This window comes from Ruegeria sp. ABF4_144 (genome assembly GCF_056160045.1).
In genome coordinates, this window is sequence record NZ_JBSWWK010000001.1 from 2,448,159 (window position 1) to 2,475,122 (window position 26,964).

Annotated in this window: 31 protein-coding genes; 16 read left to right on the top strand and 15 right to left on the bottom strand. The window is 58.2% G+C overall.

Translation table 11 applies throughout. The annotated features are described in order from the left end of the window. Positions 1 to 4 precede the first annotated feature (4 nt). Complete coding sequence (locus tag ACXAGD_RS12305; protein WP_058275530.1) at positions 5 to 418, bottom strand: Hsp20 family protein; 414 nt, start codon at positions 416 to 418, stop codon at positions 5 to 7. A gap of 164 nt (positions 419 to 582) precedes the next feature. Between ACXAGD_RS12305 and ACXAGD_RS12310 the strand changes: the two genes are divergently transcribed. The 4 genes from ACXAGD_RS12310 (at position 583) to ACXAGD_RS12325 (ending at position 3,515) form a co-directional block, all read left to right on the top strand. Next, the gene (locus ACXAGD_RS12310) at positions 583 to 807 is read left to right on the top strand and encodes a YdcH family protein (RefSeq protein ID WP_170325931.1); all 225 of its coding nucleotides are present in this window, start codon (positions 583 to 585) and stop codon (positions 805 to 807) included. A 399-nt stretch (positions 808 to 1,206) separates the two neighbouring features. Next, on the top strand, positions 1,207 to 1,692 hold the full coding sequence (gene purE, locus ACXAGD_RS12315; RefSeq protein ID WP_475210988.1) for a 5-(carboxyamino)imidazole ribonucleotide mutase: 486 nt from the start codon (positions 1,207 to 1,209) through the stop codon (positions 1,690 to 1,692). Continuing rightward, positions 1,689 to 2,444: an NAD(P)-binding domain-containing protein gene (locus ACXAGD_RS12320; RefSeq protein ID WP_475210990.1), complete on the top strand. Its 756-nt coding sequence runs from the start codon at positions 1,689 to 1,691 to the stop codon at positions 2,442 to 2,444. Before purE ends, ACXAGD_RS12320 begins: the two co-directional genes overlap by 4 nt. A 3-nt stretch (positions 2,445 to 2,447) precedes the next feature. Then, positions 2,448 to 3,515 carry a 5-(carboxyamino)imidazole ribonucleotide synthase gene (locus ACXAGD_RS12325; RefSeq protein WP_475210992.1) on the top strand — a complete coding sequence of 356 codons (1,068 nt, stop codon included), beginning with the start codon at positions 2,448 to 2,450 and terminating at the stop codon, positions 3,513 to 3,515. A 60-nt stretch (positions 3,516 to 3,575) separates the two neighbouring features. Here ACXAGD_RS12325 and ACXAGD_RS12330 read toward each other — a convergent pair whose 3' ends face one another. From ACXAGD_RS12330 to ACXAGD_RS12355, 6 genes are all read right to left on the bottom strand, one after another. Further along, positions 3,576 to 4,727 carry an alpha-D-ribose 1-methylphosphonate 5-triphosphate diphosphatase gene (locus ACXAGD_RS12330; protein ID WP_475210994.1) on the bottom strand — a complete coding sequence of 384 codons (1,152 nt, stop codon included), beginning with the start codon at positions 4,725 to 4,727 and terminating at the stop codon, positions 3,576 to 3,578. Continuing rightward, positions 4,724 to 5,497, bottom strand: coding sequence for an alpha/beta fold hydrolase (locus ACXAGD_RS12335; protein WP_475210996.1), 774 nt, complete (start codon positions 5,495 to 5,497; stop codon positions 4,724 to 4,726). Before ACXAGD_RS12335 ends, ACXAGD_RS12330 begins: the two co-directional genes overlap by 4 nt. Positions 5,498 to 5,535: 38 nt before the next feature. Beyond that, entirely contained in the window at positions 5,536 to 6,378 is an 843-nt protein-coding gene (locus ACXAGD_RS12340; RefSeq protein ID WP_475210998.1) for a DMT family transporter, read from the bottom strand. Between the two features lie 119 nt (positions 6,379 to 6,497). After that, a complete protein-coding gene (gene groL / locus ACXAGD_RS12345) occupies positions 6,498 to 8,138 on the bottom strand; it encodes a chaperonin GroEL (protein WP_475211000.1) in 1,641 nt (546 codons plus the stop codon). 54 nt (positions 8,139 to 8,192) lie between these two features. Beyond that, entirely contained in the window at positions 8,193 to 8,480 is a 288-nt protein-coding gene (groES, locus tag ACXAGD_RS12350) for a co-chaperone GroES (RefSeq protein ID WP_039523824.1), read from the bottom strand. Between the two features lie 152 nt (positions 8,481 to 8,632). Continuing rightward, the gene (locus tag ACXAGD_RS12355; RefSeq protein WP_475211002.1) at positions 8,633 to 9,307 is read right to left on the bottom strand and encodes a DUF2161 domain-containing phosphodiesterase; all 675 of its coding nucleotides are present in this window, start codon (positions 9,305 to 9,307) and stop codon (positions 8,633 to 8,635) included. 123 nt (positions 9,308 to 9,430) lie between these two features. On the opposite strand from ACXAGD_RS12355, the gene ACXAGD_RS12360 reads away from it, so the two are divergent. From ACXAGD_RS12360 to ACXAGD_RS12400, 9 genes are all read left to right on the top strand, one after another. Continuing rightward, a complete protein-coding gene (locus ACXAGD_RS12360; protein WP_475211004.1) occupies positions 9,431 to 10,411 on the top strand; it encodes a TraB/GumN family protein in 981 nt (326 codons plus the stop codon). 111 nt (positions 10,412 to 10,522) lie between these two features. Continuing rightward, a complete protein-coding gene (locus ACXAGD_RS12365) occupies positions 10,523 to 11,443 on the top strand; it encodes a manganese-dependent inorganic pyrophosphatase (protein ID WP_475211005.1) in 921 nt (306 codons plus the stop codon). Between the two features lie 127 nt (positions 11,444 to 11,570). Beyond that, positions 11,571 to 12,647, top strand: coding sequence for a DUF389 domain-containing protein (locus ACXAGD_RS12370; RefSeq protein ID WP_475211007.1), 1,077 nt, complete (start codon positions 11,571 to 11,573; stop codon positions 12,645 to 12,647). Positions 12,648 to 12,752: 105 nt separating this feature from the next. Further along, positions 12,753 to 13,628, top strand: coding sequence for an HAD family hydrolase (locus ACXAGD_RS12375; protein ID WP_475211010.1), 876 nt, complete (start codon positions 12,753 to 12,755; stop codon positions 13,626 to 13,628). 100 nt (positions 13,629 to 13,728) lie between these two features. Continuing rightward, positions 13,729 to 14,172 carry a MaoC family dehydratase gene (locus ACXAGD_RS12380; protein ID WP_170440782.1) on the top strand — a complete coding sequence of 148 codons (444 nt, stop codon included), beginning with the start codon at positions 13,729 to 13,731 and terminating at the stop codon, positions 14,170 to 14,172. A 96-nt stretch (positions 14,173 to 14,268) separates the two neighbouring features. Then, positions 14,269 to 14,760, top strand: a complete 492-nt coding sequence (locus ACXAGD_RS12385; protein ID WP_475211012.1) for a ClbS/DfsB family four-helix bundle protein — start codon at positions 14,269 to 14,271, stop codon at positions 14,758 to 14,760. Positions 14,761 to 14,854: 94 nt separating this feature from the next. Next, positions 14,855 to 15,787 carry a bifunctional riboflavin kinase/FAD synthetase gene (locus tag ACXAGD_RS12390; protein ID WP_475212588.1) on the top strand — a complete coding sequence of 311 codons (933 nt, stop codon included), beginning with the start codon at positions 14,855 to 14,857 and terminating at the stop codon, positions 15,785 to 15,787. Beyond that, on the top strand, positions 15,784 to 16,257 hold the full coding sequence (locus ACXAGD_RS12395) for a YcgN family cysteine cluster protein (protein WP_475211015.1): 474 nt from the start codon (positions 15,784 to 15,786) through the stop codon (positions 16,255 to 16,257). Before ACXAGD_RS12390 ends, ACXAGD_RS12395 begins: the two co-directional genes overlap by 4 nt. Beyond that, positions 16,257 to 17,291, top strand: coding sequence for a threonine aldolase family protein (locus ACXAGD_RS12400; RefSeq protein ID WP_475211017.1), 1,035 nt, complete (start codon positions 16,257 to 16,259; stop codon positions 17,289 to 17,291). The genes ACXAGD_RS12395 and ACXAGD_RS12400 overlap by 1 nt, the downstream gene beginning before the upstream one ends. Here ACXAGD_RS12400 and ACXAGD_RS12405 read toward each other — a convergent pair. Together ACXAGD_RS12405 and ACXAGD_RS12410 are read right to left on the bottom strand one after the other, a co-directional pair. Beyond that, complete coding sequence (locus ACXAGD_RS12405; protein WP_475211018.1) at positions 17,288 to 18,097, bottom strand: alpha/beta fold hydrolase; 810 nt, start codon at positions 18,095 to 18,097, stop codon at positions 17,288 to 17,290. The two genes, ACXAGD_RS12400 and ACXAGD_RS12405, sit on opposite strands and share 4 nt — an antisense overlap. After that, positions 18,094 to 18,696 (bottom strand): DsbA family protein, encoded by a 603-nt coding sequence (locus ACXAGD_RS12410; protein WP_475211020.1) that lies wholly within the window; start codon positions 18,694 to 18,696, stop codon positions 18,094 to 18,096. The genes ACXAGD_RS12405 and ACXAGD_RS12410 overlap by 4 nt, the downstream gene beginning before the upstream one ends. A gap of 108 nt (positions 18,697 to 18,804) precedes the next feature. Here ACXAGD_RS12410 and ACXAGD_RS12415 point away from each other — a divergent pair, with 108 nt between their 5' ends. The 3 genes from ACXAGD_RS12415 (at position 18,805) to ACXAGD_RS12425 (ending at position 21,323) form a co-directional block, all read left to right on the top strand. Continuing rightward, complete coding sequence (locus tag ACXAGD_RS12415; protein ID WP_475211022.1) at positions 18,805 to 19,824, top strand: ribose-phosphate pyrophosphokinase; 1,020 nt, start codon at positions 18,805 to 18,807, stop codon at positions 19,822 to 19,824. A 60-nt stretch (positions 19,825 to 19,884) separates the two neighbouring features. Next, positions 19,885 to 20,334 carry a ribose 5-phosphate isomerase B gene (rpiB, locus tag ACXAGD_RS12420; RefSeq protein WP_475211023.1) on the top strand — a complete coding sequence of 150 codons (450 nt, stop codon included), beginning with the start codon at positions 19,885 to 19,887 and terminating at the stop codon, positions 20,332 to 20,334. 296 nt (positions 20,335 to 20,630) lie between these two features. Beyond that, positions 20,631 to 21,323 carry a hypothetical protein gene (locus tag ACXAGD_RS12425; RefSeq protein WP_475211025.1) on the top strand — a complete coding sequence of 231 codons (693 nt, stop codon included), beginning with the start codon at positions 20,631 to 20,633 and terminating at the stop codon, positions 21,321 to 21,323. A 50-nt stretch (positions 21,324 to 21,373) separates the two neighbouring features. Here ACXAGD_RS12425 and ACXAGD_RS12430 read toward each other — a convergent pair whose 3' ends face one another. The 6 genes from ACXAGD_RS12430 to ACXAGD_RS12455 form a co-directional block, all read right to left on the bottom strand. Next, a complete protein-coding gene (locus ACXAGD_RS12430) occupies positions 21,374 to 21,724 on the bottom strand; it encodes an H-type lectin domain-containing protein (protein ID WP_475211027.1) in 351 nt (116 codons plus the stop codon). A gap of 115 nt (positions 21,725 to 21,839) precedes the next feature. Beyond that, positions 21,840 to 22,250 carry a F0F1 ATP synthase subunit epsilon gene (locus tag ACXAGD_RS12435; protein WP_475211030.1) on the bottom strand — a complete coding sequence of 137 codons (411 nt, stop codon included), beginning with the start codon at positions 22,248 to 22,250 and terminating at the stop codon, positions 21,840 to 21,842. Positions 22,251 to 22,262: 12 nt separating this feature from the next. Then, positions 22,263 to 23,687, bottom strand: a complete 1,425-nt coding sequence (atpD, locus tag ACXAGD_RS12440; protein ID WP_475211031.1) for a F0F1 ATP synthase subunit beta — start codon at positions 23,685 to 23,687, stop codon at positions 22,263 to 22,265. Positions 23,688 to 23,705: 18 nt separating this feature from the next. Next, complete coding sequence (locus tag ACXAGD_RS12445; RefSeq protein WP_475211033.1) at positions 23,706 to 24,584, bottom strand: F0F1 ATP synthase subunit gamma; 879 nt, start codon at positions 24,582 to 24,584, stop codon at positions 23,706 to 23,708. 15 nt (positions 24,585 to 24,599) lie between these two features. Further along, entirely contained in the window at positions 24,600 to 26,138 is a 1,539-nt protein-coding gene (gene atpA, locus ACXAGD_RS12450) for a F0F1 ATP synthase subunit alpha (RefSeq protein ID WP_475211036.1), read from the bottom strand. Continuing rightward, complete coding sequence (locus ACXAGD_RS12455) at positions 26,139 to 26,699, bottom strand: F0F1 ATP synthase subunit delta (protein WP_475211038.1); 561 nt, start codon at positions 26,697 to 26,699, stop codon at positions 26,139 to 26,141. Between the last annotated feature and the right edge of the window lie 265 nt (positions 26,700 to 26,964).

Sequence of the window (26,964 nt, forward strand, 5' to 3'; positions counted from 1 at the left end):
GCTCTTACCCCTTTCTTATGTTGATCGTTTGCACCACGGTTTCGGGCACGGCGCGGGTCAGATCCACATGCAGCAGACCGTTTTCCATAATCGCCTCGCCCACCTCGACACCGTCTGCCAGCACGAACATGCGCTGAAACTGACGCGCGGCGATGCCACGGTGCAGGAAAATACGCCCCTCGCTGTCGTCGCGTTGACGGCCCCGGATCACCAGTTGACGATCTTCGATGGTGATCGACAAATCCTCTTCCGCGAACCCGGCCACAGCCAAAGTAATGCGATACGAAAAGTCCGAGGTCTGTTCGATGTTATAGGGCGGGTATCCTTCGTTTCCAGCCTTTGCAGACCGCTCCAGAAGGCGTTCCAGTTGCTCGAACCCCAAAAGATGCGGGTATGAGCCAAGAGTAAGTTTCGACACGTATTTTCGTCCTTTTTTGCCAAAGCGACGTGTGGTGCGGCCCCATTCTGGCAACCGCGTAGAATAGAATATGGGAATATGCGGCGATGTCCACAAGGTCTGGCCGGATAAAGCCTGACACACTATCTTGTGTGTTAAGCACCACAAAAGGCACTGAGTCGCTCATGAATGCGCCCACCGATCTTTCGATGAAAACAGACGAGGTTTTGCGGGTTGAACTGGAGGTTTTCCGCCGCCAGCACCGCGATCTGGACGAGGCGATCGAGGCGCTGCAAGCCACCGGTACAGCCGACCAGCTGACGATCAAACGGCTGAAAAAGCAAAAACTGCGGCTCAAGGACATCATTCGCCTGATCGAAGACCGTTTGACCCCTGACATCATCGCCTGATGAATGCGGTTTACTAATTCTGAAGCTGCGCGAAAGTCGGGACTAAAGCTCTTTTTTGTTGTTTTTTGGAGCGTTTTTCTTGCGTCGGCAGCAGTTCACTTAACCATCGGGGATGTGGTGGTTTCACACGCGTTCAAGAACGGACAGAACTACGTAATGCTACGCGGAGACCCCGAAAGCTGGGTGCCAATTTCTGGCGTACTCTATTTCGCGCACCAAACGCTAAAAGTATCCATGCTACTGATGTGCCTGAGTGCCACAATCTTCTGGCTGTTTCGTTGGTCGGCAGGGCTCTTGGCGCAATCAGGCAAATAGGTAGCGAACGCTACCATACCTCATTGCCTCGAAGTCGGATTTGGCTATAGTGCGCGCTCTCTCAGAAGGCGGGGAAGCAAGCGGATGAGCGATGTGAAAGTGGGGATCATCATGGGCAGCCAGTCGGACTGGCCCACGATGAAAGAAGCAGCGGATATTCTGGATGAGCTGGGCATCTCGTATGAGAAACGCATCGTCTCGGCGCACCGCACCCCCGACCGGTTGTGGGACTATGGCAAAACCGCCGTTTCGCGTGGCCTGCATGTGATCATTGCCGGGGCCGGAGGGGCCGCACATCTGCCAGGCATGATGGCCTCAAAAACAAGGGTGCCGGTGATCGGCGTCCCGGTGCAGACACGGGCGCTGTCTGGTGTCGACTCCCTGTATTCCATCGTTCAGATGCCCAAGGGCTTCCCAGTGGCGACCATGGCGATTGGATCTGCAGGCGGTGCAAATGCGGGCCTGATGGCTGCCGGGATTCTGGCCTTGCATGACGACGCTCTGGCGCAGCGGTTGGACGCATGGCGCGAAGCGTTGTCGGCCTCGATCCCCGAGGAACCACAGGGATGAGCCGTATCGGCTTCATCGGCACGGGACACATTGCGGCACCAATTGCTCGCCTACTGGCGCGCAAAGGACACGAGATTTTTGTGACCGAGCGCAACGCCTCGGTCTCCGCTGCACTGAAAGCTGAAATCAACGCGACGATCAGCGATCCACAATCGGTGATAGACCGATCCGAGATCGTGTTTCTGTGCCTGCGCCCACATATCGCGAGTGAAGTGCTTGGCCCTCTGACTTTCAAGGCTGAACATCGGATCGTTTCCGTCATGGCGGCCGTTTCCGAAGCGGACCTCAAAATGCTTTGCGCCCCCGCCGAGGATTTCGTTCAAACGATCCCTCTGGGCTTTTTGGAACAGGGTGGCTGCCCGATGGCGGCTTACGGTAACGATCAGCTTTTGGCTGAGCTGTTAGCCCCTGAAAACCCCGTCGTTAAAGTGGCGAACGAAGCTTCTCTGAATGCCCATTTTGCAATCTGCGCTATGGTTCCCGGTATTCTGGATCTGTTGGCGACCGGCTCGGAATGGCTGGCCGATCAGACAGGCGATGCCGACGGCGCAGAGTTCTACACGACGCAGTTGATGGCAGGCTTTCTTGCAACCATGAACAAAGGTCAGGCCGGACGTCTTGCCACAGAACGCGACGCTCTGGCAACTGACGGAACCCTTAGTCTGCAGATGACGCAGGCTCTACAAACGGACAAGGCGCATGAGGCCTTGCGCGATGCCCTTACCGCAATCGGCAAACGGCTGGAGACCTGAACAATGACCGACATGCTTGCACCCGGCGCCACGATTGGCATCCTTGGCGGCGGTCAGCTGGGCCGGATGCTGTCCGTCGCGGCTGCGCGTCTGGGCTTTGTAACCCATATCTATGAACCCGGTGCCAATCCGCCTGCAAGCCAAGTCTCTGACCGGGTAACAACCGCGGCCTATGACGATGTCGACGCACTGCGCGCTTTTGCCGAGTCCGTCGATGTCATTACCTATGAGTTCGAAAACATCCCGACCGAAGCGCTGGATCTGCTGGAGTCCCACCGCCCGATCCGCCCGGGACGGGAGGCGCTGCGCGTTAGCCAGGACCGGCTTACCGAGAAGACATTCCTGCAGGGGCTTGGCCTGAAAACCGCGCCCTTTGCCGACATCGCCGATCTCGAAAGCCTGAAGGCCGCGATCGATCAGATCGGCACGCCTGCCATCCTGAAAACCCGTCGCTTCGGCTATGACGGTAAGGGCCAGGCAAGGTTGCGTGCGCCTGAGGATGCCGAGGCAGCTCTGGCAGATATGGCGCGTGCGCCAGCTATCCTTGAGGGGTTTGTTGATTTCAGCCACGAGGTTTCGATCATTGCCGCGCGCGGGTTGGACGGTCAGGTCGCCTGTTTCGATCCTGGTGAGAACGTGCACCGAGACGGTATCCTGCACACCACGACGGTCCCTGCCCGCTTGCGCCCGGCACAACGCACAGATGCCGTGCTACTCGCGGCCAACATTCTCAATGCGCTGAATTACGTGGGCGTCATGGGCGTCGAGCTGTTCGTGACCCCTGCTGGTTTGATCGTGAACGAAATCGCACCGCGGGTGCATAACTCGGGCCACTGGACACAAAATGGCTGCGCCGTGGATCAGTTCGAACAACATATCCGTGCCGTGGCCGGATGGCCGCTTGGCGACGGGCAACGGCATTCGGATGTGGTTATGGAGAACCTGATCGGTGCCGACATGGATCGCGTGCCCGAACTGGCACAGGAACGCGATGTGGCCTTGCATCTATATGGCAAAGCCGAGGTCAAGACCGGGCGCAAGATGGGGCATTTCAACCGCATAATCCGCTAGGGTATCGCGCTGACGCGCGATGCCTCCGGCTGGAATATTTCTGGCCAGATGAAGCGCGGATCAGCCGATGAAGCGGGCCGCGATATCTCCGGTCATATAGCTGACCCGACCACCCGCCAAAGTGGCGGCGACGCGTAGGGTATCGGCATGCAGAATGACCAGATCAGCGCGTTGACCCGAAGCCAGCGTGCCCCTGTCATGCAGACCCAACACACGGGCTGGCCCGGATGAGACCAGCGCCCACGCGCCTGCCATATCCACCAACCCAGACTTGGCCAGCATCAACGCCGCGCGTCTTGGGCTGGGGTAGTGATAATCCGAGGCCAGCGCGTCGCAATATCCCATCGTGATCAAGTCCAGCGCGCTGGCATTGCCCTTATGCGAGCCCCCGCGCACCACGTTGGGCGATCCCAGAATGATATAATCGCCTGAAACATGGGCGGCCTCGGCAGCCTCAAGCGTTTCGGGGAATTCGGAAATCTGCGCACCGCGTGCGCGCCAGTCGGCGCGTGTTTCGGCGGTGGCGTCGTCATGGCTGCCCATGCGCACGCCATGCTTGGCAAGCGTCGCACACAACGCGTCCAGCGCCGCAGGCACCTCAGCCCGGCGGTCATGCATGGACAGCAACAGTTCGAAGTGCTTTTCCGGGTTGCGTCCGGCCTTGAGCGCCTGCCCGGTCAGCCGCGGCGGTTTGCGTCGTTCAGCCAGTCGGTCATGCGGGAGGTGGTCGTTGAACACCACGTAAGGCACCTCCCATTCGGCAATACGTTCCGGCAAGCCCACGTAGTCGTCCAACATATGTGTCTCAAACCGAAGTTGCGGCATCAGGTCAGTCACAACGCGGTCCTTGACCGCAGCGATGGCGTCAAACACCTGCCCCGCGAACTCGGGGCCGCGCACGCCGCCTTCCCAACTGTGGAACTGGGCCAGAACGGCGGTGGTGATGCCGTTGGAAGCCAGTTCAGCCTCAACCGAAAGAATGCCTTCAGCCATCTGCTTCATCGCCCCGCGGCGCGGCGCGATATGGCGTTCGAACCCGTCCCCGTGAAGATCAATGATGCCGGGCAGTACAAGGTAGCCCGACAGGTCGATTTCCCGCCCGGAGCGGTCCGGTTGAATGACGCCTTCGGCCATTGTCAATTCGGAAGGCGCAAGGCCCTGTTCCGGCAGCAGAACCTCTGCGCCGGTCAGGGTCAGGTTCAATGCCGTCATTGCGTTGGCTCCGAGGCGGGTTCCGAGCAATCCTGCCCGATACAAATTTCATCGATAACATCCAGCACCCCGTCCAGCCAGGTGATCTGCGGATCGAACTGACCGTACTCGATAAAATGCAGCGCTTGCGCCATTACACGAGGATTGTTCATCATAAACGTGTGGGTCACCGGCAGGACTATGTGATCCTGCATCCCTTCGACCTTGGTCGTCTCGATCGACACTTTACCATCATCCCGGCCGTCGATCATGGAAGAAAACACCGGGTTCAGCGAGTTCTCACCCGCGATTACCCCCAACTCGAAATCGACCGGCGGCAACTGACGCGGGATGCCCTCGGGGCCGGTGCCCAGCGCCAAACCGGCGGGGCCATTCAACATGCCGAATGCCTCCCAGGCGCCCAGTTCATCAACCAATTGGCTACCCTGATTGGGCGGGCCAAGCATGACCACGCGACCCAGATTCTCCGGCTGGTGGTCCTGTAGCCAATAACGCAGCAGAATGCCGCCCATCGAATGCGCCACGACATTCGCCGTATCATCTCCGCAGGCCGCAAGTGCGTCCGGCACGGTCTGATCGGCCAGATCGGGGATCGGCAGGTCCGTCGAAGGATAACCCGGGCGCACCACTTTGTATCCGTGCGCTTGAAAGAGCTGCTCCATAACGGTGAAAGACGCTTCGGTCCGCGCAAGCCCATGCAGAAGGACCACGCATTTTGCCTGGGCCGCGGCCGGAACAAGAAACAAAAACAGGGCGAACAGGTATCTCATAGCCGCCAGATAAGCCCTAAGCGCGGGTGATGAAACCCCTAGCGCTGTTTCAGGCGCAGGACAGCCAGCGCAATACCGCCCAGAACCAGCGAGGCCCCCAGCATCAGGCGAAGGCTGGCAACCTCGCCTAGCAAAATGACACCAGCCAGAATGGCGATGATAGGAACGCTTAGTTGCACGACCGCTGCAGTGGTAGGGGCCAGTTGCGGCAACACACGATACCAAAGCGCATAACCCATCCCCGACGTGACCCCACCAGAGATAGCGGCCAGAAAGTAGCCCGAACCGGTCATCTGCCACTCTACCCCGGTGACCAGAAGAGCTAGCCCTGTGGCCGGCAACGCGACGATGAAATTGGCCGCAGTCCCCGCCAAGGCGTCCGGCTCGGACCGCCCGGCCAGCGAATAGATCGCCCAGCCCACGCCGGCTGCCGTCATCAAAACCGCGCCCGTCAGGTCGACCTGCACTGCACCGGACGGCCAGAGTACATAAGCCAACCCTGCCAGCGCAATCGCGGCACCGGCAATCTGGCGGGCAGTTGGGGTATTGCTCATCACAGAGGTCACCGCAAACATGGTGATCTGTACTACGCCGAACAGGATCAGTGCCCCAAGGCCAGCATCCAACGTAAGGTAAGCCAGGGAAAACCCGATCATATAAAGCGATAATGCCCCGGCCCCGGCAATCCTGCGCCGGCTTCGCAGCGGCAAATGCCCGGCCCTGAACCAGACCAAAGCTGCCAGAACCACGGCCCCGGCAAGAACACGAACAACGGCGAACCCGGCGGGATCGCTGGCACCGCTGTCGATTGCCAGACGGTTCAGGATCGAATTCGCCGCAAAGGCGCACATGGTCAGAGCTGTGAGAAGAAACAAACGCATATCAACCGCATAGTGGTTTCGTGGTGACTTGGACACTCACATTCCTGAGCGATGCGTGAAACAAAAAAACGGGGCCGCCCGAAGGCGACCCCGCTCCTAAGCACTATGGCCTAAGCAGCTTACATCATGCCGCCCATGCCGCCCATGTCGGGCATGCCGCCTGCAGCAGGTGCGTCTTTCTGCGGCTTGTCAGCAACCATTGCTTCGGTAGTGACCAGCAGGCCAGCAACCGATGCCGCGTCTTCCAGAGCGGTACGGACAACTTTGGCCGGATCGATGACACCGAACGAGAACATGTCGCCATATTCTTCGGTCTGTGCGTTGAAGCCGAATGATACGTCGCCGGATTCACGGACTTTGCCCGCAACTACCGCACCGTCAACACCTGCGTTCTCGGCGATCTGGCGCAGCGGCGCTTCGATTGCTTTGCGAACAATGTTGATACCGGCGTTCTGGTCGGCGTTTGCACCTTCCAGCGATTCCAGTGCTTTACCGGCCTGAACCAGAGCAACACCGCCGCCTACAACAACGCCTTCCTGCACAGCAGCGCGGGTTGCGTTCAGAGCATCGTCCACACGGTCCTTACGCTCTTTCACTTCAACTTCGGTCATGCCGCCGACGCGGATAACAGCAACACCGCCTGCCAGTTTGGCAACGCGCTCTTGCAGCTTCTCACGGTCGTAGTCCGACGAGGTTTCTTCGATCTGAGTGCGGATCTGAGCAACACGTGCTTCGATCTCGGCTTTCTCGCCAGCACCGTCGACGATGGTGGTTTCGTCTTTGGTGATTTCGATTTTCTTGGCGGTGCCCAGCATGTCCATGGTGACGGACTCGAGCTTCATGCCCAGATCTTCGCTGATGACCTGACCGCCGGTCAGGATCGCGATGTCCTGCAGCATGGCTTTGCGGCGATCGCCGAAGCCCGGTGCTTTGACAGCAGCAATTTTCAGGCCACCGCGCAGTTTGTTGACCACGAGGGTCGCCAGCGCTTCGCCTTCAACGTCTTCCGCGATGATCAGCAGCGGCTTTTGCGACTGGATCACTTGTTCCAGCAGCGGAACCATCGGCTGCAGCGAGGACAGTTTCTTTTCGTGTAGCAGGATCATGCAGTCGTCGAGCTCTGCGATCATCTTGTCTGCGTTGGTGACGAAGTAAGGCGACAGGTAGCCACGGTCGAACTGCATACCTTCGACAACGTCGGTCTCGGTTTCCAGACCTTTGTTTTCTTCGACGGTGATGACGCCTTCGTTGCCAACCTTCTGCATCGCGTCTGCGATTTGCTGACCGATTTCGGCTTCGCCGTTGGCCGAGATGGTGCCAACCTGAGCAACTTCTGCAGAGTCTTTGACTTCACGCGAAGCGTCTTTGATGCCCTCAACAACCTTGGCAGTTGCCAGGTCGATGCCGCGCTTCAGGTCCATCGGGTTCAGGCCAGCTGCAACCTGCTTCAGACCTTCGCGCACGATGGCTTGAGCCAGAACGGTTGCGGTGGTGGTGCCGTCGCCGGCTTCGTCATTGGTGCGGCTGGCGACTTCTTTCACCATCTGCGCGCCCATGTTTTCGAACTTGTCTTCCAGCTCGATTTCCTTGGCAACCGAAACACCGTCTTTGGTGATGCGCGGTGCGCCAAAGGATTTGTCCAGAACCACATTGCGGCCTTTGGGGCCCAGGGTCACTTTAACAGCATCGGCCAGGATGTTCACACCTGCCAGCATACGGTTACGGGCATCGGTGTCGAACTTGACGTCCTTTGCAGCCATGTCGTTTCTCCTTGAGAAAATGTATTGAGATGAAGATCAGAGAAGCGCGCGGGCTTACTCAATGATCCCCATGATGTCGCTTTCTTTCATCATCAGCAGCTCTTCGCCGTTGACCTGAACTTCGGTGCCCGACCATTTGCCGAACAGGATCTTGTCACCAGCTTTAACAGCCATTGCGATCAGTTCGCCGCTGTCCTTGCGTGCGCCTTCACCGGTTGCGACGACTTCGCCTTCGCTGGGCTTTTCTTTTGCGCTGTCAGGAATGATCAGGCCGCCTGCGGTTTTCTCTTCGCTTTCGGTACGGCGAACCAGCACGCGGTCATGAAGCGGTTTCAATGCCATCTTTGCAGCTCCTTGGGCTCAAAGTTTGTTAATCCTCCCCCCACCGGACGGTGAGGCGTTAGCACTCGGGTAGTGTGAGTGATAACGACGAATAGCTAGGAGGTCCAAACCCCCGAGTCAACAAGCTGTTTCGGATTTTTTAGAAATCAGCCTCAGTCAGCCTGTTCCCAACTGTAAGCCCAGTGTTTCAGGCCGTCTTGCCCGGCCTCGTTCAGACAATAAATGCCCTTCTCGACCTTGTCGAACCAGCCATAGTGATTGTCACGCATCAGCCGCGTCGCTTCGGCCACACCGGTTGCTTTGGCAACAACAGCTCCCTTGGTCGCTCCGCATTCGGCCAGATGGGCCGCACATTTCAAAGCGTCCTGACGGTAGGCGGTAACGATGCCGTGCCGGGTGGCACCCCCGGCATTCGGATCGCCCTCCAGCCGGTCGAATTCGCGCAGCAAACGCAAGGTCTTGGCCTTGGTCTTACGCGGTGCATAGGGACCGGGATCACACTGTACCTCGACCGAACCATCAGCCCGCACAGTAATCAACCCAAGGCCCAGGCGGCGACACAGGGCGAGGTTATCCTTCAACGCCCGCCGGGCTGTGCGACCCTTGGGCTTGCACACCCCGATATACACCTGATCCGTCATTTTCAGCCGCGTGATCGCCTGATGAAACAGCGCCAGCGAAAACCGCAGCTTCAACTCGACAATCACCGGCTCATCGCCATCCCGCACGGCCACGATATCGGCCGCGCCGACCTCGCCCTTGACAGTATAACCTTGACGCTCCAGCAGCGCCTTGATGGGGGGATAGAGATCCTGCTCGCGGTCCATGGCCACATGCTAGGCGAAATGTCACAGAATGCCAGAGGCTGCACGCAACTCCCTGATCCGCCTTGCACATGGCCCGGCACCGGGGCAAGTTTCGGGCAAAGACATACTCATTGGATTGAACACATGCGCCTGTTTCCATTTCTGATCTCCCTGCTGCTTCCCGCGACAGCTCACGCCGCCTGCGAGGGCCGTGATCTATGGGACGACTTTACGCCCGAAATGCGTGCAGAGCTGAATCAGGCGCTCGTCGACTTGCCGTATGCGGAAGGCAACCATTGGGTTGCCACCAAAGATGACACGGTGTTGCACTTGATCGGGACCATGCACATTAATGATCCGCGCATGGACGCGATTGTCGAGCGCTTGACGCCGACACTCAGCCAAGCCGATGCCTTTTACTTTGAGGTCACTCAAGACGCAATGACGGCATGGGAACAGGAACTGGCCCTGGACCCCAGCCCGATCCTGATCACGTCCGGTCCCAGCTTGATTGAGTTGCTGCCCGAAGAGGCCTGGGCCACCCTATCCGCTGAATTGGCCGAGCGTGGCATTCCCGGTTGGATGGGGGCGAAAATGCGCCCCTGGTTCGTTGGCATGACGCTGGCTATGCCGACATGTTTGATCAGCGATCCGAACGCCCGCCACGGGATGGATGCGCGTCTGACTGATCTGGCCGAAGAACAAGGCATCCCGCAGCATTCGCTGGAAAGCATTGAAGAACTGACCGCCTTGTTTGACTTCTACCCCATCGAAGAACAGGCGGAGTCGCTGGCACGGATGGCCAATGCCTATGGCAACAGCGATGATCAGATGGCCACCATGACAAACGCATATTTCACTGAAAAACACGGACAAGCGCTGGAACTGGGCCGCGTTATGGCGCTGGAGTTTTCAGGCATGTCGCCAGAGGATTTTGACAAAGAATGGGGCGACTTCGAACAAAACCTGCTGGTTGAGCGGAACAACAACTGGATGCAGCACATTCTGAACATTCAAGATCAGACTGCAGTGATCGCCACAGGCGCCGGCCACCTCAGCGGAACGCATGGCCTTTTAAATCAGTTGGAACAGGCCGGATACACCCTGTCCCGCGAGCAGTTCTAACGGGGTACAGGCGAAATCCAGACCAACCGTCGCAGCGTAAACTCCGCCGGGTGACAAGCCCGGCAGACCGCCCTATAAGGCGCGCAAATTTATCATCCTCAGGACGCTGACATGACAACTCTTGTATTTGGCCATAAATCCCCCGACACCGACTCCACAGGCTCTCCGATCCTGTGGTCGTGGTACCTGAACGAAGTCAAAGGCGAACAGGCCGAGCCGGTTCTGTTGGGCGAGCCCAACACCGAAGCCGCGTTCATGCTGCAGCGCTGGGACCTGCCCAAGCCGCGCATCATCGACGACGTCGAAGCGGACGTGCCGGTTGTCATCGTTGACACCAACAACCCGGCCGAGCTGCCCGCCAGCGTCAACAGCGCCGACATCCGCACCATCATCGACCACCACAAGCTGGTCGGCGGTCTGGAAACCAAAGGCCCGATCGATATAACCGTGCGACCGCTGGCCTGCACCGCGACCATCATGGTCGACCTGATGGGTGACGACGCCGCCAAGATGCCCGAAGCCATCAAAGGTGCGGCGTTGACCTGCATCCTGTCGGACACACTGGAGTTCCGCTCGCCCACCACCACCGCGCATGACCGCGAAGTGGCCGAGAAACTGGCCGCCGATCTGGGTCTGGATGTTTCAGCCTATGCCGCCGACATGTTCGCAGCTAAATCGGATGTATCGTCATTCTCGGACGCCGAACTGATCCGGATGGACAGCAAGGAATACGAAGTCGACGGCACAAAGTTCCGCGTCTCGGTTCTGGAAACCACCGCGCCCGGCGTTGTGCTGGATCGCAAAGCCAGCCTGGCGGGCTCGATGGTAGACGTCGCCAAGGAAGACGGCGTTGATCAGGTTCTGCTGTTCGTTGTCGACATCCTGAACGAAGAAGCCACCCTACTTGTTCCTAACGATCTGGTCAAAGGCGTGGCAGAAAAGAGCTTTGGCGCGTCGGTTGACGGCGACGCCGTTGTTCTGCCGGGTATCATGAGCCGCAAAAAGCAGATCATTCCGAACCTCAAGGTCTGATCTTCTGAACAAGCAGTTTTAAAGGCGTCCCACTAGGGCGCCTTTTTTCATTGCGCTGAAGGATTTGCTTGAAACGCTTCCATTGCTACTCTGGTTAACAGAATGGGTACCGGACCAGATCCAACGTATGAGTAAGCGCAAGTTCAGTACAACACGCAGTATCCTGCGGTTCGAAGGCCAGGATAAATCAGCCTATTGGCGCCGCTTTGCCATGTTGCTGACTCTGTCCGTTGTAATCGCCACGATGGGCATGTTGCGCAATTCCGGCGCAGTGGTAATCGCCGCAATGTTGGTGGCGCCGCTGATGACCCCCATTCTTGGCGTGGCGGCAGCGATGGTCATGGGATGGCTGGCTCGCGCGCTCTACCTGGCACTGGTTGTTTGTGGCGCGGCCGCTTTATGCGTCCTGCTGGCCTGGTTTCTGGTATATGTGGCCGACGTCCCGCGCGGCATCCTGATCCCCGATCAGGTTCTGGCCCGGACCGACCCTGGAACCGAGGATCTTATCGTTGCCTTGGCTGCGGGTGTAGCCGGGGCATATGTCCAGATCAACAGATCCGAGGCCAGCTTGCTGCCCGGCGCGGCCATTGGGGTGTCACTGGTACCACCTTTGTCAGCCTCGGGTGTTCTGATGTATTTCGGAGAACCGTCAGAAGCCTATGAAGCCGTCTTGTTGTTTGCCACAAACCTGGGCGCGATAATCCTGTCCGCCTGCGCGGTCTATATCGTGTACGCGGCCCGCTCGGTGGTTTTCAGCAAAGGCCGGCGCAAGCTGAACTTCACCGCCAGCGTAGTGGTAACTTTGGCCTTTCTGGCATTTGTCGTCCTACAGCTGGGCAAGTCCACGTATAATCGGTACCTCGAGACACGAACCGAGGCGCAACTGGCGCAAACCATCCGCAATTGGGCCGATCCGGTCTCGGTCGAGATCATCCGCGTCGACGTAAACGCCAAAAGCAAACACGCCGACATCTGGTTGATTGTCGACCTACCGATCGAGGCGGCCTACAAGGTATCTTCAGTCGTAGGATTATTGCCTGAGAGCCTGCGAGAGACACCTCTGGTTGACGTCTTACGCAAAGAACTGGGTCCGGGCTATCTTGTCGTTGTGCGGTTTCAAAACAGGATTGGCGCGCAGATCATTTTGGGCACAGACACCGTCCAGCAAGCACCGGACGTAGAGAAAGTGACCGAAGAAAACTGAAAGAAACGAGCCTATTTCCCCGGCAATTGATATTGCGGGATGGTCAAACAGAACCAGCTTTGCAATAGCTGACGCAACCTTGTTTTAACTCCCCCGAGGCTTTTCATGACCCAGATCATCCACGCCCTGACCGAAATCTCCGACCGCTATAAGGCGCTGTTCGTTGACCTTTGGGGCTGCGTTCACAACGGCATCACCGCCTACCCCGAAGCCGTCGCCGCGCTGCAGGCCTATCGCGCGAAAGGCGGGATCGTGGTGCTGGTCACTAACTCTCCGAAACCTCGCGCTGGCGTGGCAGAGCAACTGGCACAATTCAACGTGCCCGCCGACGCCTACGACACCATCGCCACCAGTGGCGATTCAGCCCGTTCGGCGATGTTCCGGGGCGCGGTGGGTGAAAAGGTCTATTTCATGGGGGAATGGCAACGTGATGCCGGGTTCTTTGAGCCGCTGAAACTGCTGCACCACCCCATTCACATCGAACGCGTCCCGCTGGACGAGGCCGAAGGCATCGTCTGCTGCGGCCCGTTCGACCCGATGGCGGATCCGTCGATCAACCGCCCCGATTTCCTCTATGCCAAGCAAAAGGGCATGAAGCTGCTCTGCGCCAACCCTGATATCGTGGTCGACCGGGGCGAAGTGCGGGAATGGTGCGCTGGCGCGCTGGCCAAGCTTTACACAGAGATGGGGGGAGAGAGCCTTTACTTCGGCAAGCCGCACCCGCCGATCTACGATCTGGCTCGCCGCCGGTTGCAGGAACTGGGTCAAGACATCCCCGACGGCGACATTCTGGTGATCGGCGACGGCCCGCACACCGACATTCTGGGCGGCATGGGAGAGGGGATTGATTCTCTGTTCATTTCCGGCGGATTGGCTGCTGCCGAAACAAAAACGTCGCACCATCCGCACCACGAATCCCTAACCGATTACATTGCAAGGGAAAATATCAATCCAACCTATACAATCGGACGTTTGAGGTAATCAGAAAAGACTTGATTTTCTGCGACTGCGAAGTAATAAAGTTGCCGAACTAGGGCGACTTTGGTTGTTTTGTTGCCCTGCAGATTAAGGTAAGGGCGACATGTTGGACAATCTTCCGCGCGGCACGATCTGTATCGAAGACATCGAAATGGGCATGACCCGTTACTTACGCAAAGTGGTGACGGACGAAGACATCGAGATGTTCGCGCAAGTTTCGACGGACCGGAACCCGGTGCATCTGGATGACGACTATGCCCGCGACACGATCTTCGAGGGTCGCATCGCGCATGGAATGCTGACCGCTGGTCTGATCTCGGCCGTGATTGGGGAACAGCTGCCGGGTCACGGCACGGTTTATATGGGGCAGTCACTGAAATTCCTAGCCCCTGTGCGCCCCGGCGACATGGTCTATGCCGAGGTCAAGGTGATCGACATCGACTTTTCCAAGCGTCGGGTCAAGCTGGACTGCCACTGCTCGGTCGACGGTAAGAAGGTGCTGATCGGCGAAGCCATGGTGCTGGCCCCGTCGCGCAAGTTCGACTGATCAGCCTTTTCAGCCACAGCCTTTGATCTGCGTCATTCCTGTGGCGCGGAGGCTCGCTAAACTCCGATGCGGGTTAATACGTATTGGGCTTGAAACATGGCTGCATCAAGCAAACCGGAACTTCTGGCGATCACTGAAAAAGAGTATTCCAAACTCAGGACGCTCATTGCGCCTTTGGAACCTCGCCACGCCCTTCTGAAAGATGACGACGAGACGTCGATCAAGGATGTTGTCGGACACAGGGCCCACTGGATTAATCTGTTTCTTGGCTGGTATGCTGACGGACAGGCGGAAAAGGAAGTGTATTTCCCAGCAAATGGATACAAGTGGAATGAGCTGCGCCGCTATAACTTTGACCTGCGCCAAAAACAGGCGAACCTGTCGTGGGACGACGCTGTGCAGGAACTGGACGCGGGCTATCGCAAACTGGCCGAATTCCTTGAAACACGGTCTAACGCCGAGTTGTACGAGGGTCCCATGAAGGGCGCCAAGAACAACTGGACACCGGGCCGATGGGCCGAGGCCGCCGGTGCCAGCCACTTCAGGTCAGCGGCAAAATACATCCGCGGCCGGTTGCGATCGTTGTGACGGTCGGCAGCCATGCAATTCTTCACCGGGTATTTTGACCCGCCCGTGACATCATATGCTTGAACATAGGTCTAAGGACCAGTACCCACTGCGCATGCATGTCATCCGGGACTATCAATACATCGAGCCTCAGGACCGCGGCGCCAGTGTGGCGATCGGGAACTTTGACGGCGTCCATATCGGCCACCAATCGGTGATCGAACTGGCGCGCAGTGCCGCTCCGGATGCCCCCTTGGGCGTCATGACGTTTGAACCCCACCCGCGCGAGTACTTTGCCCCCGGCACGTCTCCTTTTCGCTTGATGCGCGGTAACGCACGCGCACACCGGTTGGAAAAGCTGGGCGTGCAGAAACTCTACGAATTGCCCTTCAACGCTGCTCTGGCCGGGCTGACCCCCGAGGAATTCGCCCGCAACGTGATTTGCGACGGTCTTGGACTGTCACATGTGGTCGTTGGGGCCGATTTCTGCTTTGGCAAAGGGCGCAGTGGCACAGCCGATGACATGGTCCGTTTTGGGCAAGAGATGGGGTTCGGCGTCACCATTGCCCCGTTGATGGAAAGGTCCGAGAACGTGGTGTCATCGACTGCAATCCGCACCGCCCTGTCCGAGGGCCGCCCCCGCGATGCTGCCGCAATGTTGGGCCATTGGCACCGGATCGAGGGCGAGGTGATCGGCGGCGAACAACGTGGCCGCGAACTGGGCTTCCCGACGGCGAACATGTCCATCGAGGGACTGCACCCGCCGAAATTCGGTGTCTATGCGGTGCTGGTTGATGTGTTGGACGGCCCCCATCAGGGCAGCTATTACGGCGCGGCCTCGGTCGGGACGCGTCCGATGTTCAACGGCGAAGTGCCCAATATCGAAACCTTCCTGTTTGACTTCTCGGGCGACCTCTATGGCGCAACCCTGTCGGTCGGATTGGTCGAATACCTGCGCCCCGAGATGAAATTCGACGGGCTGGACGGTCTCATCACGCAGATGGACGCCGACTGCGACAAGGCCCGCAGCATTCTGGCGGCGCTATGACCGCCGACCCAATTGATCGCAACGACCTGAGCCCTCGGTTCTGGGAACGCAAACCGCTGACCAAAATGAACCAGCGCGAGTGGGAGGCGCTGTGCGACGGCTGTGGCAAATGCTGCCTGAACAAGCTGGAGGACGAGGATACCGGCGAGGTCGCCCTGACCTGCGTCGCCTGCCGCCTGCTGGACGACGAAAGCTGCCGTTGCACGCAATACGACATCCGCCACCAGTTCGTGCCGGAATGTATCGTGATGAAGCCCGACAATATCGACGACCACGCCTATTGGCTGCCGCAAACCTGTGCCTATCGGCTGCTGTGGGAAGGAAAGCCTCTTTACGACTGGCACCCGTTGATATCTGGTACGCCGAACAGCGTGCACGCCGCCGGAATGTCGGTTCAGGGGCGCACGGTGTCCGAGTTCGAAACACCGCTTGAAGAGTGGGAAGACTATATCATCGAGGAGCCTAGCTGATGTATTTCGCCTCTGACAATTCCGGGCCGGTTCACCCCCAGGTCATGGCCGCATTGAACGCGGCCAATGAAGGTTATCAGATGGCCTACGGCGCCGACACGCTGATGAACGAGGTACGGGATCGCATTCGCGGCATCTTTGAGGCCCCGGGCGCGGCCGTCTATCTGGTGGCCACTGGAACGGCAGCGAATTCGCTGGCTCTGGCGACTCTGGCAAACCCTTGGGACACGATCTTTTGCTCACCCGTAGCGCATATCCACGAGGACGAGTGTAACGCGCCGGAGTTTTACACCGGCGCCAAGCTGACACTTGTTCCGGGTGCGGACAAGATGACACCGGAAGCCTTGCGCGGGGCCATTCAGGCCGAAGAGACACGCGGCGTACACGGTCCCCAGCGCGGGCCGGTATCGATCACTCAGGTGACCGAGCGCGGGTCGGTTTATTCTCTGGCCGAGTTGCAGGCACTGTGCGGCGTGGCCAAGGAATACGGCCTTCCGGTCCATCTCGACGGTGCACGGTTCACCAACGCCCTTGTCGCACTGAACTGCTCGCCAGCCGAGATGACGTGGAAAGCGGGTGTGGACGCGGTTAGCTTTGGCGGCACCAAGAACGGGCTGATGGGGGTCGAGGCGGTCGTCTTTTTCGACGAGTCCAAAGCCTGGGAATTCGAACTGCGCCGCAAGCGCGGGGCGCATCTGTTTTCCAAACACCGCTATCTGTCGGCGCAAATGGCCGCTTATCTGCAGGACGACCTGTGGCTGAAACTGGCTCGCCAAGCCAATGACAACTGCGCCCGACTGGCCGAAGGTTTGCGCGCGAAAGGTGCCTCGTTCCTGCATGAACCCCACGCGAATATGATCTTCGCCCAATTCTCACGTGCGCGGCACAAACAGCTGCACGACGCCGGTGCTGTCTATCACCTGTGGGGGGCAGAGCTGGACGGAGCCGATGACGCAGAAATCCTTGCCTGCCGCCTGGTCTGCGACTGGTCGATCAGCGCCGAAAATATCGACCAGTTCCTCGCCCTGCTTTAGGGGTCGCGGGCGTCCTGCCAGAACTGCTGCACAAGGTGCGCTGTATCTTGTGGATGAGAGATCGGCGCCATGTGTCCTGCGCCCTCGACCACGGCGCAGGACGCGTTTGGCAACCGCTGCTGCAAACCCAGTCCAATCGCTGGCATCACCGGGTGCGTCTTAGAACCGCTGAGGATCAAAACCGGCATGGCCGCACGGTCCAGAACGCCGGGGTTTAGTAACCCTTTCTGATCTTGGAACAAAACACCTTCTACCGCGGGCACAACGTGGACGCCTCGCACCATCGCCGCGCGCGTACGTTCCGGCAGGTCCGGCCAGCGGGGACTGTCATCGGTGCTCCACATTCTGTTGAACAGGCGTGCGGCCAGCGCCATATCTCCGGCTGCCAAAGCATCCGTGTAAGGCTGCGCCTCGTGATCATGCTTCGCAACCAGCGCGGGCGCATCCTGTTTCGCGATGGCAAAGAAGACGGGCTCAATCAACACGGCGCTGCGGACCAGGTCGGGATGCTCAGCCGCCAGGCGCAGCGCAATCATGCCACCAAAAGAATGGCCGATCACGTCCATCGGTTCGATCAGCTGCGCAGCCGCTGTTTCCGTCACAACGTCGAAGTAATCCCCCAGCCCGTCCCAATCCGGGCTGCGACCGTGTGAAAGCATGTCAGGGGCGAACAAGGTGGTCTCGCCCTCTAACGCCGCGGCCAGACCAGACCACGCGCCGGAATGGGCAATCGTGCAATGCAGGGCCAGCACCTTGCGCGCGCCCTGCCCCAAGGTTCTGACATGAACCGGCGACAGATCCTTCACCCATTCAGCTCGGTTAGGTGCAGATCCAGATCATCTAACCGATCTTGCCCCCAAAACCTCTGATCATCCTCGGTGATATAGAACGGGGCACCAAAAACACCCCGATCTACCGCCTCTTCCAGATTGGCGGCATAGGTTTCAGCGCCCACCAGCAAGCCGCTGTCGGCAAGGTTCGGATCAAATCCGGCCTCAGACAGGCACGCGCGGATCACGTCATCCTGCGCGATATCCTTCTCTTCGGCCCAGCAGGCGCGCAGGAAGGATTGAACCAGCTTCCCGACGTCGCCGGATCCATCCTTGACCGCCGCAATCACCGCATACGATGACGGCGCCATATTCGTTGGCCAATGCGCCGGTTGCATATTGAACGCAATCCCCAGGTTTCTGGACTGCCGCTGTAATTCCTGCGCACGGTATTCAACGCGTGAGATATGGCGATCTTTAGGTGGCGTCCCCCCGGTGCGCGCGAACAGACCCATGATATCCAGCGGTTTGTAATTGATCGTCGCGTCGTGCTTTGCCGCGATCTCTTCCAGCCGTGAGCCGGCCAAATATGTGAATGGCGAAATTGTCGCAAAATAGTAGTCAATGGTGGCCATGTTCACTTTCTCCGCTGGGTTATCTTTGCTGGACGGTAAGGCCATGCTAAGCGGTGTCAACATCACGAATCTGTCACATTTGCCATTGCTGCCCGGGGACCTCAGCCGATGCCGACACTCCACGAACCCAAGCTAATCGCTGGGAACGCCAATCTTCCGCTTGCCGAATCCATTGCTCGCCGTATGAGCCTGTATCGCGGTGTCGATCAGGGGCTGGTCGACGCGCGGGTCGAGCGGTTCAACGACGGCGAGATTTTCGTCGAGGTGTTCGAAAACGTCCGGGGCGAGGATATGTTCATCGTCCAGCCGACCTCGAACCCTGCCAATGATAACCTGATGGAACTGCTGATCATCGCCGACGCACTGCGCCGCTCGTCCGCGCAGCGGATCACTGCAGTGATCCCCTATTTTGGCTATGCCCGTCAGGATCGCCGCACCAAAGCCCGCACGCCGATCAGCGCCAAGCTGGTCGCCAACATGCTGACCGGCGCAGGGATCGAACGGGTTCTGACCATGGACCTTCACGCCGCGCAGATTCAGGGGTTCTTTGATATCCCCGTGGACAACCTCTATGCCTCGCCGATCTTTGCATTGGATGTGAAAAACCAGTTCAAGGACAATCTGGACGAGATCATGGTGGTCTCGCCCGACGTGGGCGGCGTGGCCCGCGCACGTGAACTGGCCAAGCGGATCAACGCCCCCCTGTCGATCGTAGACAAGCGCCGCGAAAAGGCCGGTGAAGTGGCCGAGATGACCGTGATTGGTGACGTGAAAGACAAGATCTGTCTGATCGTGGACGACATGTGCGACACCGCCGGTACGCTCTGCAAAGCGGCGCAGGTTCTGCTGGATAACGGTGCGAAAGAAGTCCACTCCTACATTACCCACGGCGTCATGAGCGGCCCCGCGGTTGAGCGTGTGACAAACTCGGTGATGAAATCGCTGGTGCTGACCGACACAATCCAGCCTACCAAAGAGGTCGCAAAGGCCAAGAATATCCGCATCGTGCCGACCGCGCCAATCTTTACCCAAGCGATCCTGAACATCTGGAATGGCACCAGCGTGTCATCTCTGTTCGAGGACAAAACCCTGACGCCGATCTACGAATCCATGTACCACATGGACTGACACAGACGGGCGGCCCACCAGCCGCCCTTTTTCGTTGTAATACTAAAGCAGGACGTTTCCGTGACAGCCTCAAAACGAATTGTTCTTTCCAGCGACCATGCTGCCATCGAGCTGCGCCAAGCCGTCGCAAACCACATCTCAGCCCAAGGCTGGGACGTGGTCGATATCGGACCAACTACCCCCGAAAGCACGCATTACCCCAAACATGGAAAAGCTGCAGCACAGGCCGTGGCCTCAGGTGACTGCCAGTTGGGGATCATCCTGTGCGGTACTGGGCAAGGCATTATGATGGCGGCCAACAAAGTGCCCGGCATCCGCTGCGGCGTCTGCTCGGACGCGTTCTCGGCCCGTATGATCCGTCAGCACAACAACGCCAACATGCTGTCCATCGGCGCGCGTGTGGTAGGAGAAGGCCAGGCGCTGGACATCGTCGACGCCTTTCTAACCGCCGAGTTCGAAGGCGGCCGTCACGCGACACGTGTTGATATGATTGAGGCGGAAAACAGCTAGGATTTCCGCCCCCCTTCAAAGCTGTGCAGACCTCGACTTTTCTGCTCGAGGCAGCGCCTCCGACATCCCCCTGCCCGATCTGAACTCAATACGCCAATCTACTATACCAGGCGTTTGCAGGTGATCGAGCAGGCGGTGAAAACCGGCCATTCTTATAATCCCGGCACCTACTTTTACAACCAGCCAAGGGTGCGTCGCGCGGCTATAAATGTCTGAAAACCGCCACTTCTCGACCAATTGTCACCACATTCGTGCGACACGGTGAATTAAATTTCGAAGCTCGAAGAATTCACCGCATGTCCAACGCAAATTTCCAAGAACGCATTCAGCGCATCAACGCCAATCCCGGGCATTCCCAACCAGTTTTGTTTGGCGGACCGCAAAGCACTGCGGCACAGGCGCCCCAAAAGCCAAACTTAATCGTTGTTTGTATCGGTGCTTTTTTGATGAGTCTGGGTCTATTCATCATCAAAGACCTAAACGAAAACTACGAAATCCTCCGTGAGGGCCCCGGCCTAGGGTACATAGTGGCTTCGGCACTGTGTAGTGTGACTTTTATTCTTACCGGCTGCATTTTTCTGTTGCGCGCATTCTCTAAAAAACGGGCTACACGCAACAGCACTGCATCTCAGAGTACAGGACACGGTGAACATCCAGCTCGAAATGCTTCAAAAGAAGCGCGAATACGCAGCTCCGTTTTAGGCCTCGTTTTCGGTATCAGCTCTTGCATCAGCCTGTTTTTGGCAGGTAAGGCCACGAAAATTCCAACCGAGACCGCACAGCAAATTTATGAGGGTGCTCTTACGGCTTCAATTTTTCTGCTTGTTCTTTCGGTTCTCGTTGGTTTTGTCGGCCTAATTTTGCGTGAAAGCGCGCTTGCTCGAGTACCCGTCTGCTTCCTGATTGGTGCCTTGGCAACCTTTTTGACCATTCAAAAAACAGGGATGGGTATTCGGGAAATAGAATACATCCTATCTGCGTTGCAGTAAGTTCTCAGCACAAGGCCACAGTGCCGTCGCCAAGCGTTTGACGCAGGCCTTTAGGAAATATCCCAGTCATCCGCGTGCGCGACCTCACCGATGGCAGTCCACGTGGCCCGGATCCGGGCAATTCGGGTATCAGACCATGTTCGGAACACGGCCGTGAACCCCTCGGAAGAAATATCCTCGGCTGTCACTTCGGCCCGCAAGGCCGAGGATGTATCAACATCCCACAGCGACACGCCGATTTGAACTACCGGTTCTGATCGGAAGGGTTGACTGAAGGTGATGGATTTCCGCCGCTCGCGTGGGCCCTCGCCCGTCCACATATCGCCACCATCGGCGAAATCGGAAAACAGCACTGCCTCGCCTTGGTCGATACCAATAGGGTGGGTTCGAAAAGTCTTCATTTCATCGTCTTTATCTTTCAATTCCGCAACCTTATCCCGGCGCATCTCCAAAATCACGACAAAAAACGGCCCCACATATGTGGAGCCGTTTTCAGCATTCTAAATGCAGTGAACCTTACAGGCTCATATGCGTTCCAAGGGCTTCCATGTCGGCCAGAAGCTTGGCGGCGTCGTCGACGATGCTCTGATCGTCGCCATTCTTTGCCACTTCGTGCGAAGCACGAGCCTCGGCGATCAGGTCGTCCAGATGCGACCGGGTCACCTCGGTTACCGGAATGGCCTTTTCAGCCAGAACCGACAGGCCATCGCCGTTGATCTGAGCAAACCCGCCGGTGACCAGGTATTCGCTGGACCCTTCGGGTGAGTCGACCTTCAGGATGCCCGGGCGCAGGGTGGTGATGGTGGGGGCATGATCGGGCATTGCCGTCATATCCCCGTCCGCGCCGGGAATCTGGACCGCCGTCGCCGCAAGCGAAGCTAGGCTCCGCTCGGGGCTGACGAGGTCGAATTGCATCGTGTTTGCCATCAGGGATACTCCTTAGGCGGCTTCTGCGGCCATCTTTTCCGCTTTGGCGATCACTTCTTCGATGCCGCCAACCATCAGGAAGGCCGCTTCGGGCAGGTGATCGTATTCGCCAGCCACAACGGCCTTAAACGACGAGATGGTGACATCCAGAGGAACCTGAACACCCGGCGAGCCGGTGAAGACCTGCGCCACGTCGAACGGCTGCGACATGAAGCGTTCGATCTTACGGGCACGGGCCACGGTCAGTTTGTCCTCTTCCGACAGTTCGTCCATGCCAAGGATGGCGATGATGTCCTGCAGCGATTTGTAGCGCTGGAGGATCTGCTGAACGTCGGTCGCAACCTTGTAGTGCTCTTCACCAACGATGGCCGGGTCGAGCAGACGCGAGGTGGAGTCGAGCGGGTCAACCGCCGGGTAGATACCCTTTTCCGAGATCGCACGGTTAAGAACGGTGGTCGCATCCAAGTGAGCAAACGAGGTTGCCGGCGCAGGGTCGGTAAGGTCGTCCGCAGGAACGTAGATCGCCTGAACCGAGGTGATCGAGCCCGACTTGGTCGAGGTGATGCGTTCCTGCAGGGCGCCCATGTCGGTGGCCAGTGTCGGCTGGTAGCCCACGGCTGACGGGATACGACCCAGCAGAGCCGAAACCTCGGAACCAGCCTGCGTGAAGCGGAAGATGTTATCGACGAAGAACAGAACGTCGGTACCCGACTGGTCGCGGAACTGCTCGGCCAGGGTCAGGCCGGTCAGAGCAACACGTGCACGTGCTCCCGGAGGTTCGTTCATCTGACCGTAAACCAGGGCCACCTGCGATTCCGACAGGTTGTCCGGCTTAATAACGTTCGATTCGATCATCTCGTGGTACAGGTCGTTCCCTTCACGGGTCCGTTCACCAACACCCGCGAACACCGAGAAGCCCGAGTGCACTTTTGCGATGTTGTTGATCAGTTCCATGATCAGAACGGTTTTACCCACGCCGGCACCGCCGAACAGGCCGATCTTACCGCCTTTGGCGTAAGGGGCCAGCAGGTCAACAACCTTGATGCCGGTCACCAGGATTTCCGACTCGGTCGACTGTTCGTCGAACTCTGGTGCGGGCTGGTGGATCGCACGGGTTTCGGTTGCAGCAACTTCACCCTTTTCGTCGATCGGCTCGCCGACAACGTTCAGGATGCGGCCCAGGGTGGCGTTACCAACCGGAACCGAGATCGGTGCGCCGGTGTCGGTAACCGCTTCGCCACGGACCAGACCTTCGGTCGCGTCCATCGCGATGGTGCGGACAGTGTTTTCACCCAGGTGCTGAGCAACTTCCAACACCAGGCGCTTGCCGTTGTTGGTGGTTTCCAGCGCGTTCAGAATTTCAGGCAGCTGATCTTCGAAGTGCACGTCGACGACGGCCCCGATGATCTGTGTGACTTTGCCTTTTGCATTCGCCATGTTTCGTCTCCGGTTTTCTTACAGCGCTTCGGCGCCGGAAATAATTTCAATCAGCTCGTTGGTGATCACGGCCTGACGCGAGCGGTTGAACTGGATCGTCAGCTTGTCGATCATCTCACCCGCGTTGCGTGTCGCGTTGTCCATTGCAGACATCCGTGCACCCTGTTCAGACGCTCCGTTCTCGAGCAGAGCCGAGAAGATCGCGGTCGCAACCCCCTTGGGCAGCAGGTCAGCCAAGATGGCCTCTTCGCTGGGCTCGTAGTCGAAAATGGCACCGCTGTCGTCACCCGTCGCCTCGTCCTCGAACGAGGCGGGGATGATTTGCTGTGCCGTCGGGATCTGGGTCACAACGTTGACGAACTTCGAGTAGAAGATCGTAGCAACATCAAACTCAGCCCCATCAAAGCGAGACAGGATGTCCTTCGCGATGTCTTGCGCGTTGGTGTAACCAATGCGTTTGACTTCGCTCAGGTCGACATGCCCGACGAACAGATCGCCCAAATCGCGCTTGAGCGCGTCGCGGCCCTTCTTGCCGACAGTCAAAACCTTGACTGTCTTGCCTTTCAGGCGCAGCTCTTCCGCTTTGACACGGGCCAGCTTGGCGATGTTCGAGTTGAAGCCGCCGCAGAGGCCGCGTTCGGCTGTCATCACAACCAGCAGATGCACATCATCACTGCCCGTACCACGGAGCAGCTTGGGGGCGCTATCGCTGCCCCCGACCGAAGCCGCCAACCCCGCCATCACGGCATTGAACCGCTCGGCATAGGGACGCGAGGCTTCGGCAGATTCCTGGGCGCGGCGCAGTTTTGCTGCCGCGACCATCTGCATGGCCTTGGTGATCTTGCGGGTCGATTTGACCGACTCGATCCTGTTTTTAAGGTCCTTAAGATTTGGCATATGCCCGCCTCTCCCTTAAGCGAAGGTTGCGGCGTATTCGTCCAGCGCAGCCTTGATCTTGTCGGAAGCGTCACCCTTGATCTTGGGATCTTCGTCCGTGATCCACTGAAGCAGATCCGCGTGTTTGCCACGCAGGTGCGCCAGCAGGCCAGCTTCGTAACGGCCAACGTCCGCGACGTCGATCTTGTCGAGGTAACCGTTGGTACCCGCGAAGATGACGCATACGATTTCGGCGTTGGTCAGCGGCGAGTACTGCGGCTGCTTCATCAGCTCGGTCAGACGTGCACCACGGTTCAGCAGCTGCTGAGTTGCGGCGTCAAGGTCGGAACCAAACTGCGCAAACGCAGCCATTTCGCGGTACTGAGCCAGTTCCAGTTTAACGGGACCAGCAACCGACTTCATCGAGTTGGTCTGAGCTGACGAGCCCACACGCGAAACCGACAGACCGGTGTTCACAGCAGGACGGATGCCCTGATAGAACAGTTCGGTTTCCAGGAAGATCTGGCCGTCGGTGATCGAAATCACGTTGGTCGGAATAAACGCCGAAACGTCACCACCCTGAGTTTCGATAACCGGCAGAGCCGTCAGCGAGCCTGCACCGAAGTCTTCGTTCAGCTTCGCCGAACGCTCCAGCAGACGCGAGTGGAGGTAGAAAACGTCACCAGGATAGGCTTCACGTCCGGGCGGACGGCGCAGCAGCAGCGACATCTGACGATACGAAACAGCCTGTTTCGACAGGTCATCATAGATGATCAGCGCGTGGCGACCGTTGTCACGGAAGTACTCGGCCATCGCAGTTGCGGAATAGGGTGCCAGGAACTGCATCGGCGCCGGGTCAGACGCGGTCGCAGCAACAACGATCGAGTATTCAATCGCGCCGGACTCTTCCAGTTTCTTCACCAGCTGTGCAACGGTCGAACGCTTCTGACCGATCGCAACGTAGATGCAGTACAGCTTCTTCGACTCGTCGTCGCCGGCTGCGTCGTTGTAGGTTTTCTGGTTCAGGATCGCGTCCAGAGCAACGGCGGTTTTACCGGTCTGACGGTCACCAATGATCAGCTCACGCTGGCCACGGCCGATCGGGATCATCGCGTCAACCGATTTCAGGCCGGTTGCCATCGGCTCGTGCACCGATTTACGCGGGATAATGCCGGGGGCTTTGACGTCTGCAACGCCACGCTTGGTTGCGTTGATCGGGCCTTTGCCGTCCAGCGGGTTGCCCAGACCGTCAACAACGCGGCCCAGCAGTTCGTCTCCGATCGGAACGTCCACGATCGAGTTGGTGCGCTTTACGGTGTCACCTTCTTTGATGTCACGGTCAGAACCGAAGATAACGACACCCACGTTGTCGCTTTCCAGGTTAAGGGCCATGCCCATGATGCCGCCGGGGAATTCGACCATTTCACCCGCTTGCACGTTGTCCAGGCCGTATACACGGGCAATCCCGTCACCGACGCTCAGCACGCGACCGATTTCGGCCACTTCCGCTTCCTGACCAAAGTTCTTGATCTGGTCCTTCAGGATTGCAGAAATCTCTGCAGCTTGGATTCCCATTTATCCGACCTCTTTCATTGCATTCTGTAGGGAGTTCAGCTTCGAACGGATCGAGCTATCGATCATCTTCGAGCCCACTTTAACGACAAGACCGCCGATGAGGCTTTCATCCACGGTCGCATTTATAGTTACGGTCTTGCCCACACGCTCGGACAGCGTTTTGGACAATTTTTCCAGTTGTGTCTTGGTCAGCGCTTTGGCCGAGGCGACATCGGCGGTCACTTCGCCGCGCTCGTCAGCCAGCATGTCGCGCAGAACCTGCACCAGTTGCGGCACAACAAACAGGCGACGTTTCTGCGCCATCAGACCCAGCGTGTTACGCAAGATGGCATGCAGACCCATCTTGTCGGCGACTGCGGTAATCGCGGCTTCCTGTTCGGCACGCGAAACCAGCGGTGATGCAATCAGGTCGCGCAACTCGGCGCTTTCGCCCAGAGCTGCTGACAGATCATTGATGCCGGATTCCAGACCTGCAAGGTCATTGTTCTCTTTTGCAATCTCAAAGATTGCGGTGGCATAGCGCTCGGCGATGCCTGTGGAAATCGAAGCTGGTTCGGACACGTCCACCCTTCCGATATTTGAGGCCCCGATTTTGAGTAGCGGCCGCTACCTTGGGGCGTGAGGAAACCCCGTCCTTTTAGGGCGGGGATCAAAATCACGGGGGATGTAGCAGAGCAGAACCAACCAAGCAATATACTATAGCGGTAACGGAATTATCCACAAAACATTACTTTTCAAACACTTAGATCAAGTGCGACGGTTTGGACCCCTTAGGTCAGTTGAAAAATGTTACGAATATGCAGGTTTTTGCGATTCCTGTGACTTT

Excerpts from the sequence above, each read along its gene's own strand:
- ACXAGD_RS12425 (WP_475211025.1), top strand. The coding sequence starts at position 20,631 with ATGTCCAACGCAAATTTCCAAGAACGCATTCAGCGCATCAACGCCAAT.
- ACXAGD_RS12365 (WP_475211005.1), top strand. The coding sequence starts at position 10,523 with ATGACAACTCTTGTATTTGGCCATAAATCCCCCGACACCGACTCCACA.
- atpA (WP_475211036.1), bottom strand. The coding sequence starts at position 26,138 with ATGGGAATCCAAGCTGCAGAGATTTCTGCAATCCTGAAGGACCAGATC.
- groL (WP_475211000.1), bottom strand. The coding sequence starts at position 8,138 with ATGGCTGCAAAGGACGTCAAGTTCGACACCGATGCCCGTAACCGTATG.
- ACXAGD_RS12435 (WP_475211030.1), bottom strand. The coding sequence starts at position 22,250 with ATGGCAAACACGATGCAATTCGACCTCGTCAGCCCCGAGCGGAGCCTA.
- groES (WP_039523824.1), bottom strand. The coding sequence starts at position 8,480 with ATGGCATTGAAACCGCTTCATGACCGCGTGCTGGTTCGCCGTACCGAA.
- ACXAGD_RS12380 (WP_170440782.1), top strand. The coding sequence starts at position 13,729 with ATGTTGGACAATCTTCCGCGCGGCACGATCTGTATCGAAGACATCGAA.
- ACXAGD_RS12410 (WP_475211020.1), bottom strand. The coding sequence starts at position 18,696 with ATGGCCACCATTGACTACTATTTTGCGACAATTTCGCCATTCACATAT.
- ACXAGD_RS12400 (WP_475211017.1), top strand. The coding sequence starts at position 16,257 with ATGTATTTCGCCTCTGACAATTCCGGGCCGGTTCACCCCCAGGTCATG.
- ACXAGD_RS12330 (WP_475210994.1), bottom strand. The coding sequence starts at position 4,727 with ATGACGGCATTGAACCTGACCCTGACCGGCGCAGAGGTTCTGCTGCCG.
- ACXAGD_RS12355 (WP_475211002.1), bottom strand. The coding sequence starts at position 9,307 with ATGGACCGCGAGCAGGATCTCTATCCCCCCATCAAGGCGCTGCTGGAG.
- atpD (WP_475211031.1), bottom strand. The coding sequence starts at position 23,687 with ATGGCGAATGCAAAAGGCAAAGTCACACAGATCATCGGGGCCGTCGTC.
- ACXAGD_RS12370 (WP_475211007.1), top strand. The coding sequence starts at position 11,571 with ATGAGTAAGCGCAAGTTCAGTACAACACGCAGTATCCTGCGGTTCGAA.
- ACXAGD_RS12430 (WP_475211027.1), bottom strand. The coding sequence starts at position 21,724 with ATGAAGACTTTTCGAACCCACCCTATTGGTATCGACCAAGGCGAGGCA.
- ACXAGD_RS12385 (WP_475211012.1), top strand. The coding sequence starts at position 14,269 with ATGGCTGCATCAAGCAAACCGGAACTTCTGGCGATCACTGAAAAAGAG.
- ACXAGD_RS12360 (WP_475211004.1), top strand. The coding sequence starts at position 9,431 with ATGCGCCTGTTTCCATTTCTGATCTCCCTGCTGCTTCCCGCGACAGCT.
- ACXAGD_RS12390 (WP_475212588.1), top strand. The coding sequence starts at position 14,855 with ATGCATGTCATCCGGGACTATCAATACATCGAGCCTCAGGACCGCGGC.
- ACXAGD_RS12310 (WP_170325931.1), top strand. The coding sequence starts at position 583 with ATGAATGCGCCCACCGATCTTTCGATGAAAACAGACGAGGTTTTGCGG.
- ACXAGD_RS12340 (WP_475210998.1), bottom strand. The coding sequence starts at position 6,378 with ATGCGTTTGTTTCTTCTCACAGCTCTGACCATGTGCGCCTTTGCGGCG.
- ACXAGD_RS12415 (WP_475211022.1), top strand. The coding sequence starts at position 18,805 with ATGCCGACACTCCACGAACCCAAGCTAATCGCTGGGAACGCCAATCTT.
- purE (WP_475210988.1), top strand. The coding sequence starts at position 1,207 with ATGAGCGATGTGAAAGTGGGGATCATCATGGGCAGCCAGTCGGACTGG.
- ACXAGD_RS12445 (WP_475211033.1), bottom strand. The coding sequence starts at position 24,584 with ATGCCAAATCTTAAGGACCTTAAAAACAGGATCGAGTCGGTCAAATCG.
- ACXAGD_RS12335 (WP_475210996.1), bottom strand. The coding sequence starts at position 5,497 with ATGAGATACCTGTTCGCCCTGTTTTTGTTTCTTGTTCCGGCCGCGGCC.
- ACXAGD_RS12320 (WP_475210990.1), top strand. The coding sequence starts at position 1,689 with ATGAGCCGTATCGGCTTCATCGGCACGGGACACATTGCGGCACCAATT.
- ACXAGD_RS12395 (WP_475211015.1), top strand. The coding sequence starts at position 15,784 with ATGACCGCCGACCCAATTGATCGCAACGACCTGAGCCCTCGGTTCTGG.
- ACXAGD_RS12375 (WP_475211010.1), top strand. The coding sequence starts at position 12,753 with ATGACCCAGATCATCCACGCCCTGACCGAAATCTCCGACCGCTATAAG.
- ACXAGD_RS12325 (WP_475210992.1), top strand. The coding sequence starts at position 2,448 with ATGACCGACATGCTTGCACCCGGCGCCACGATTGGCATCCTTGGCGGC.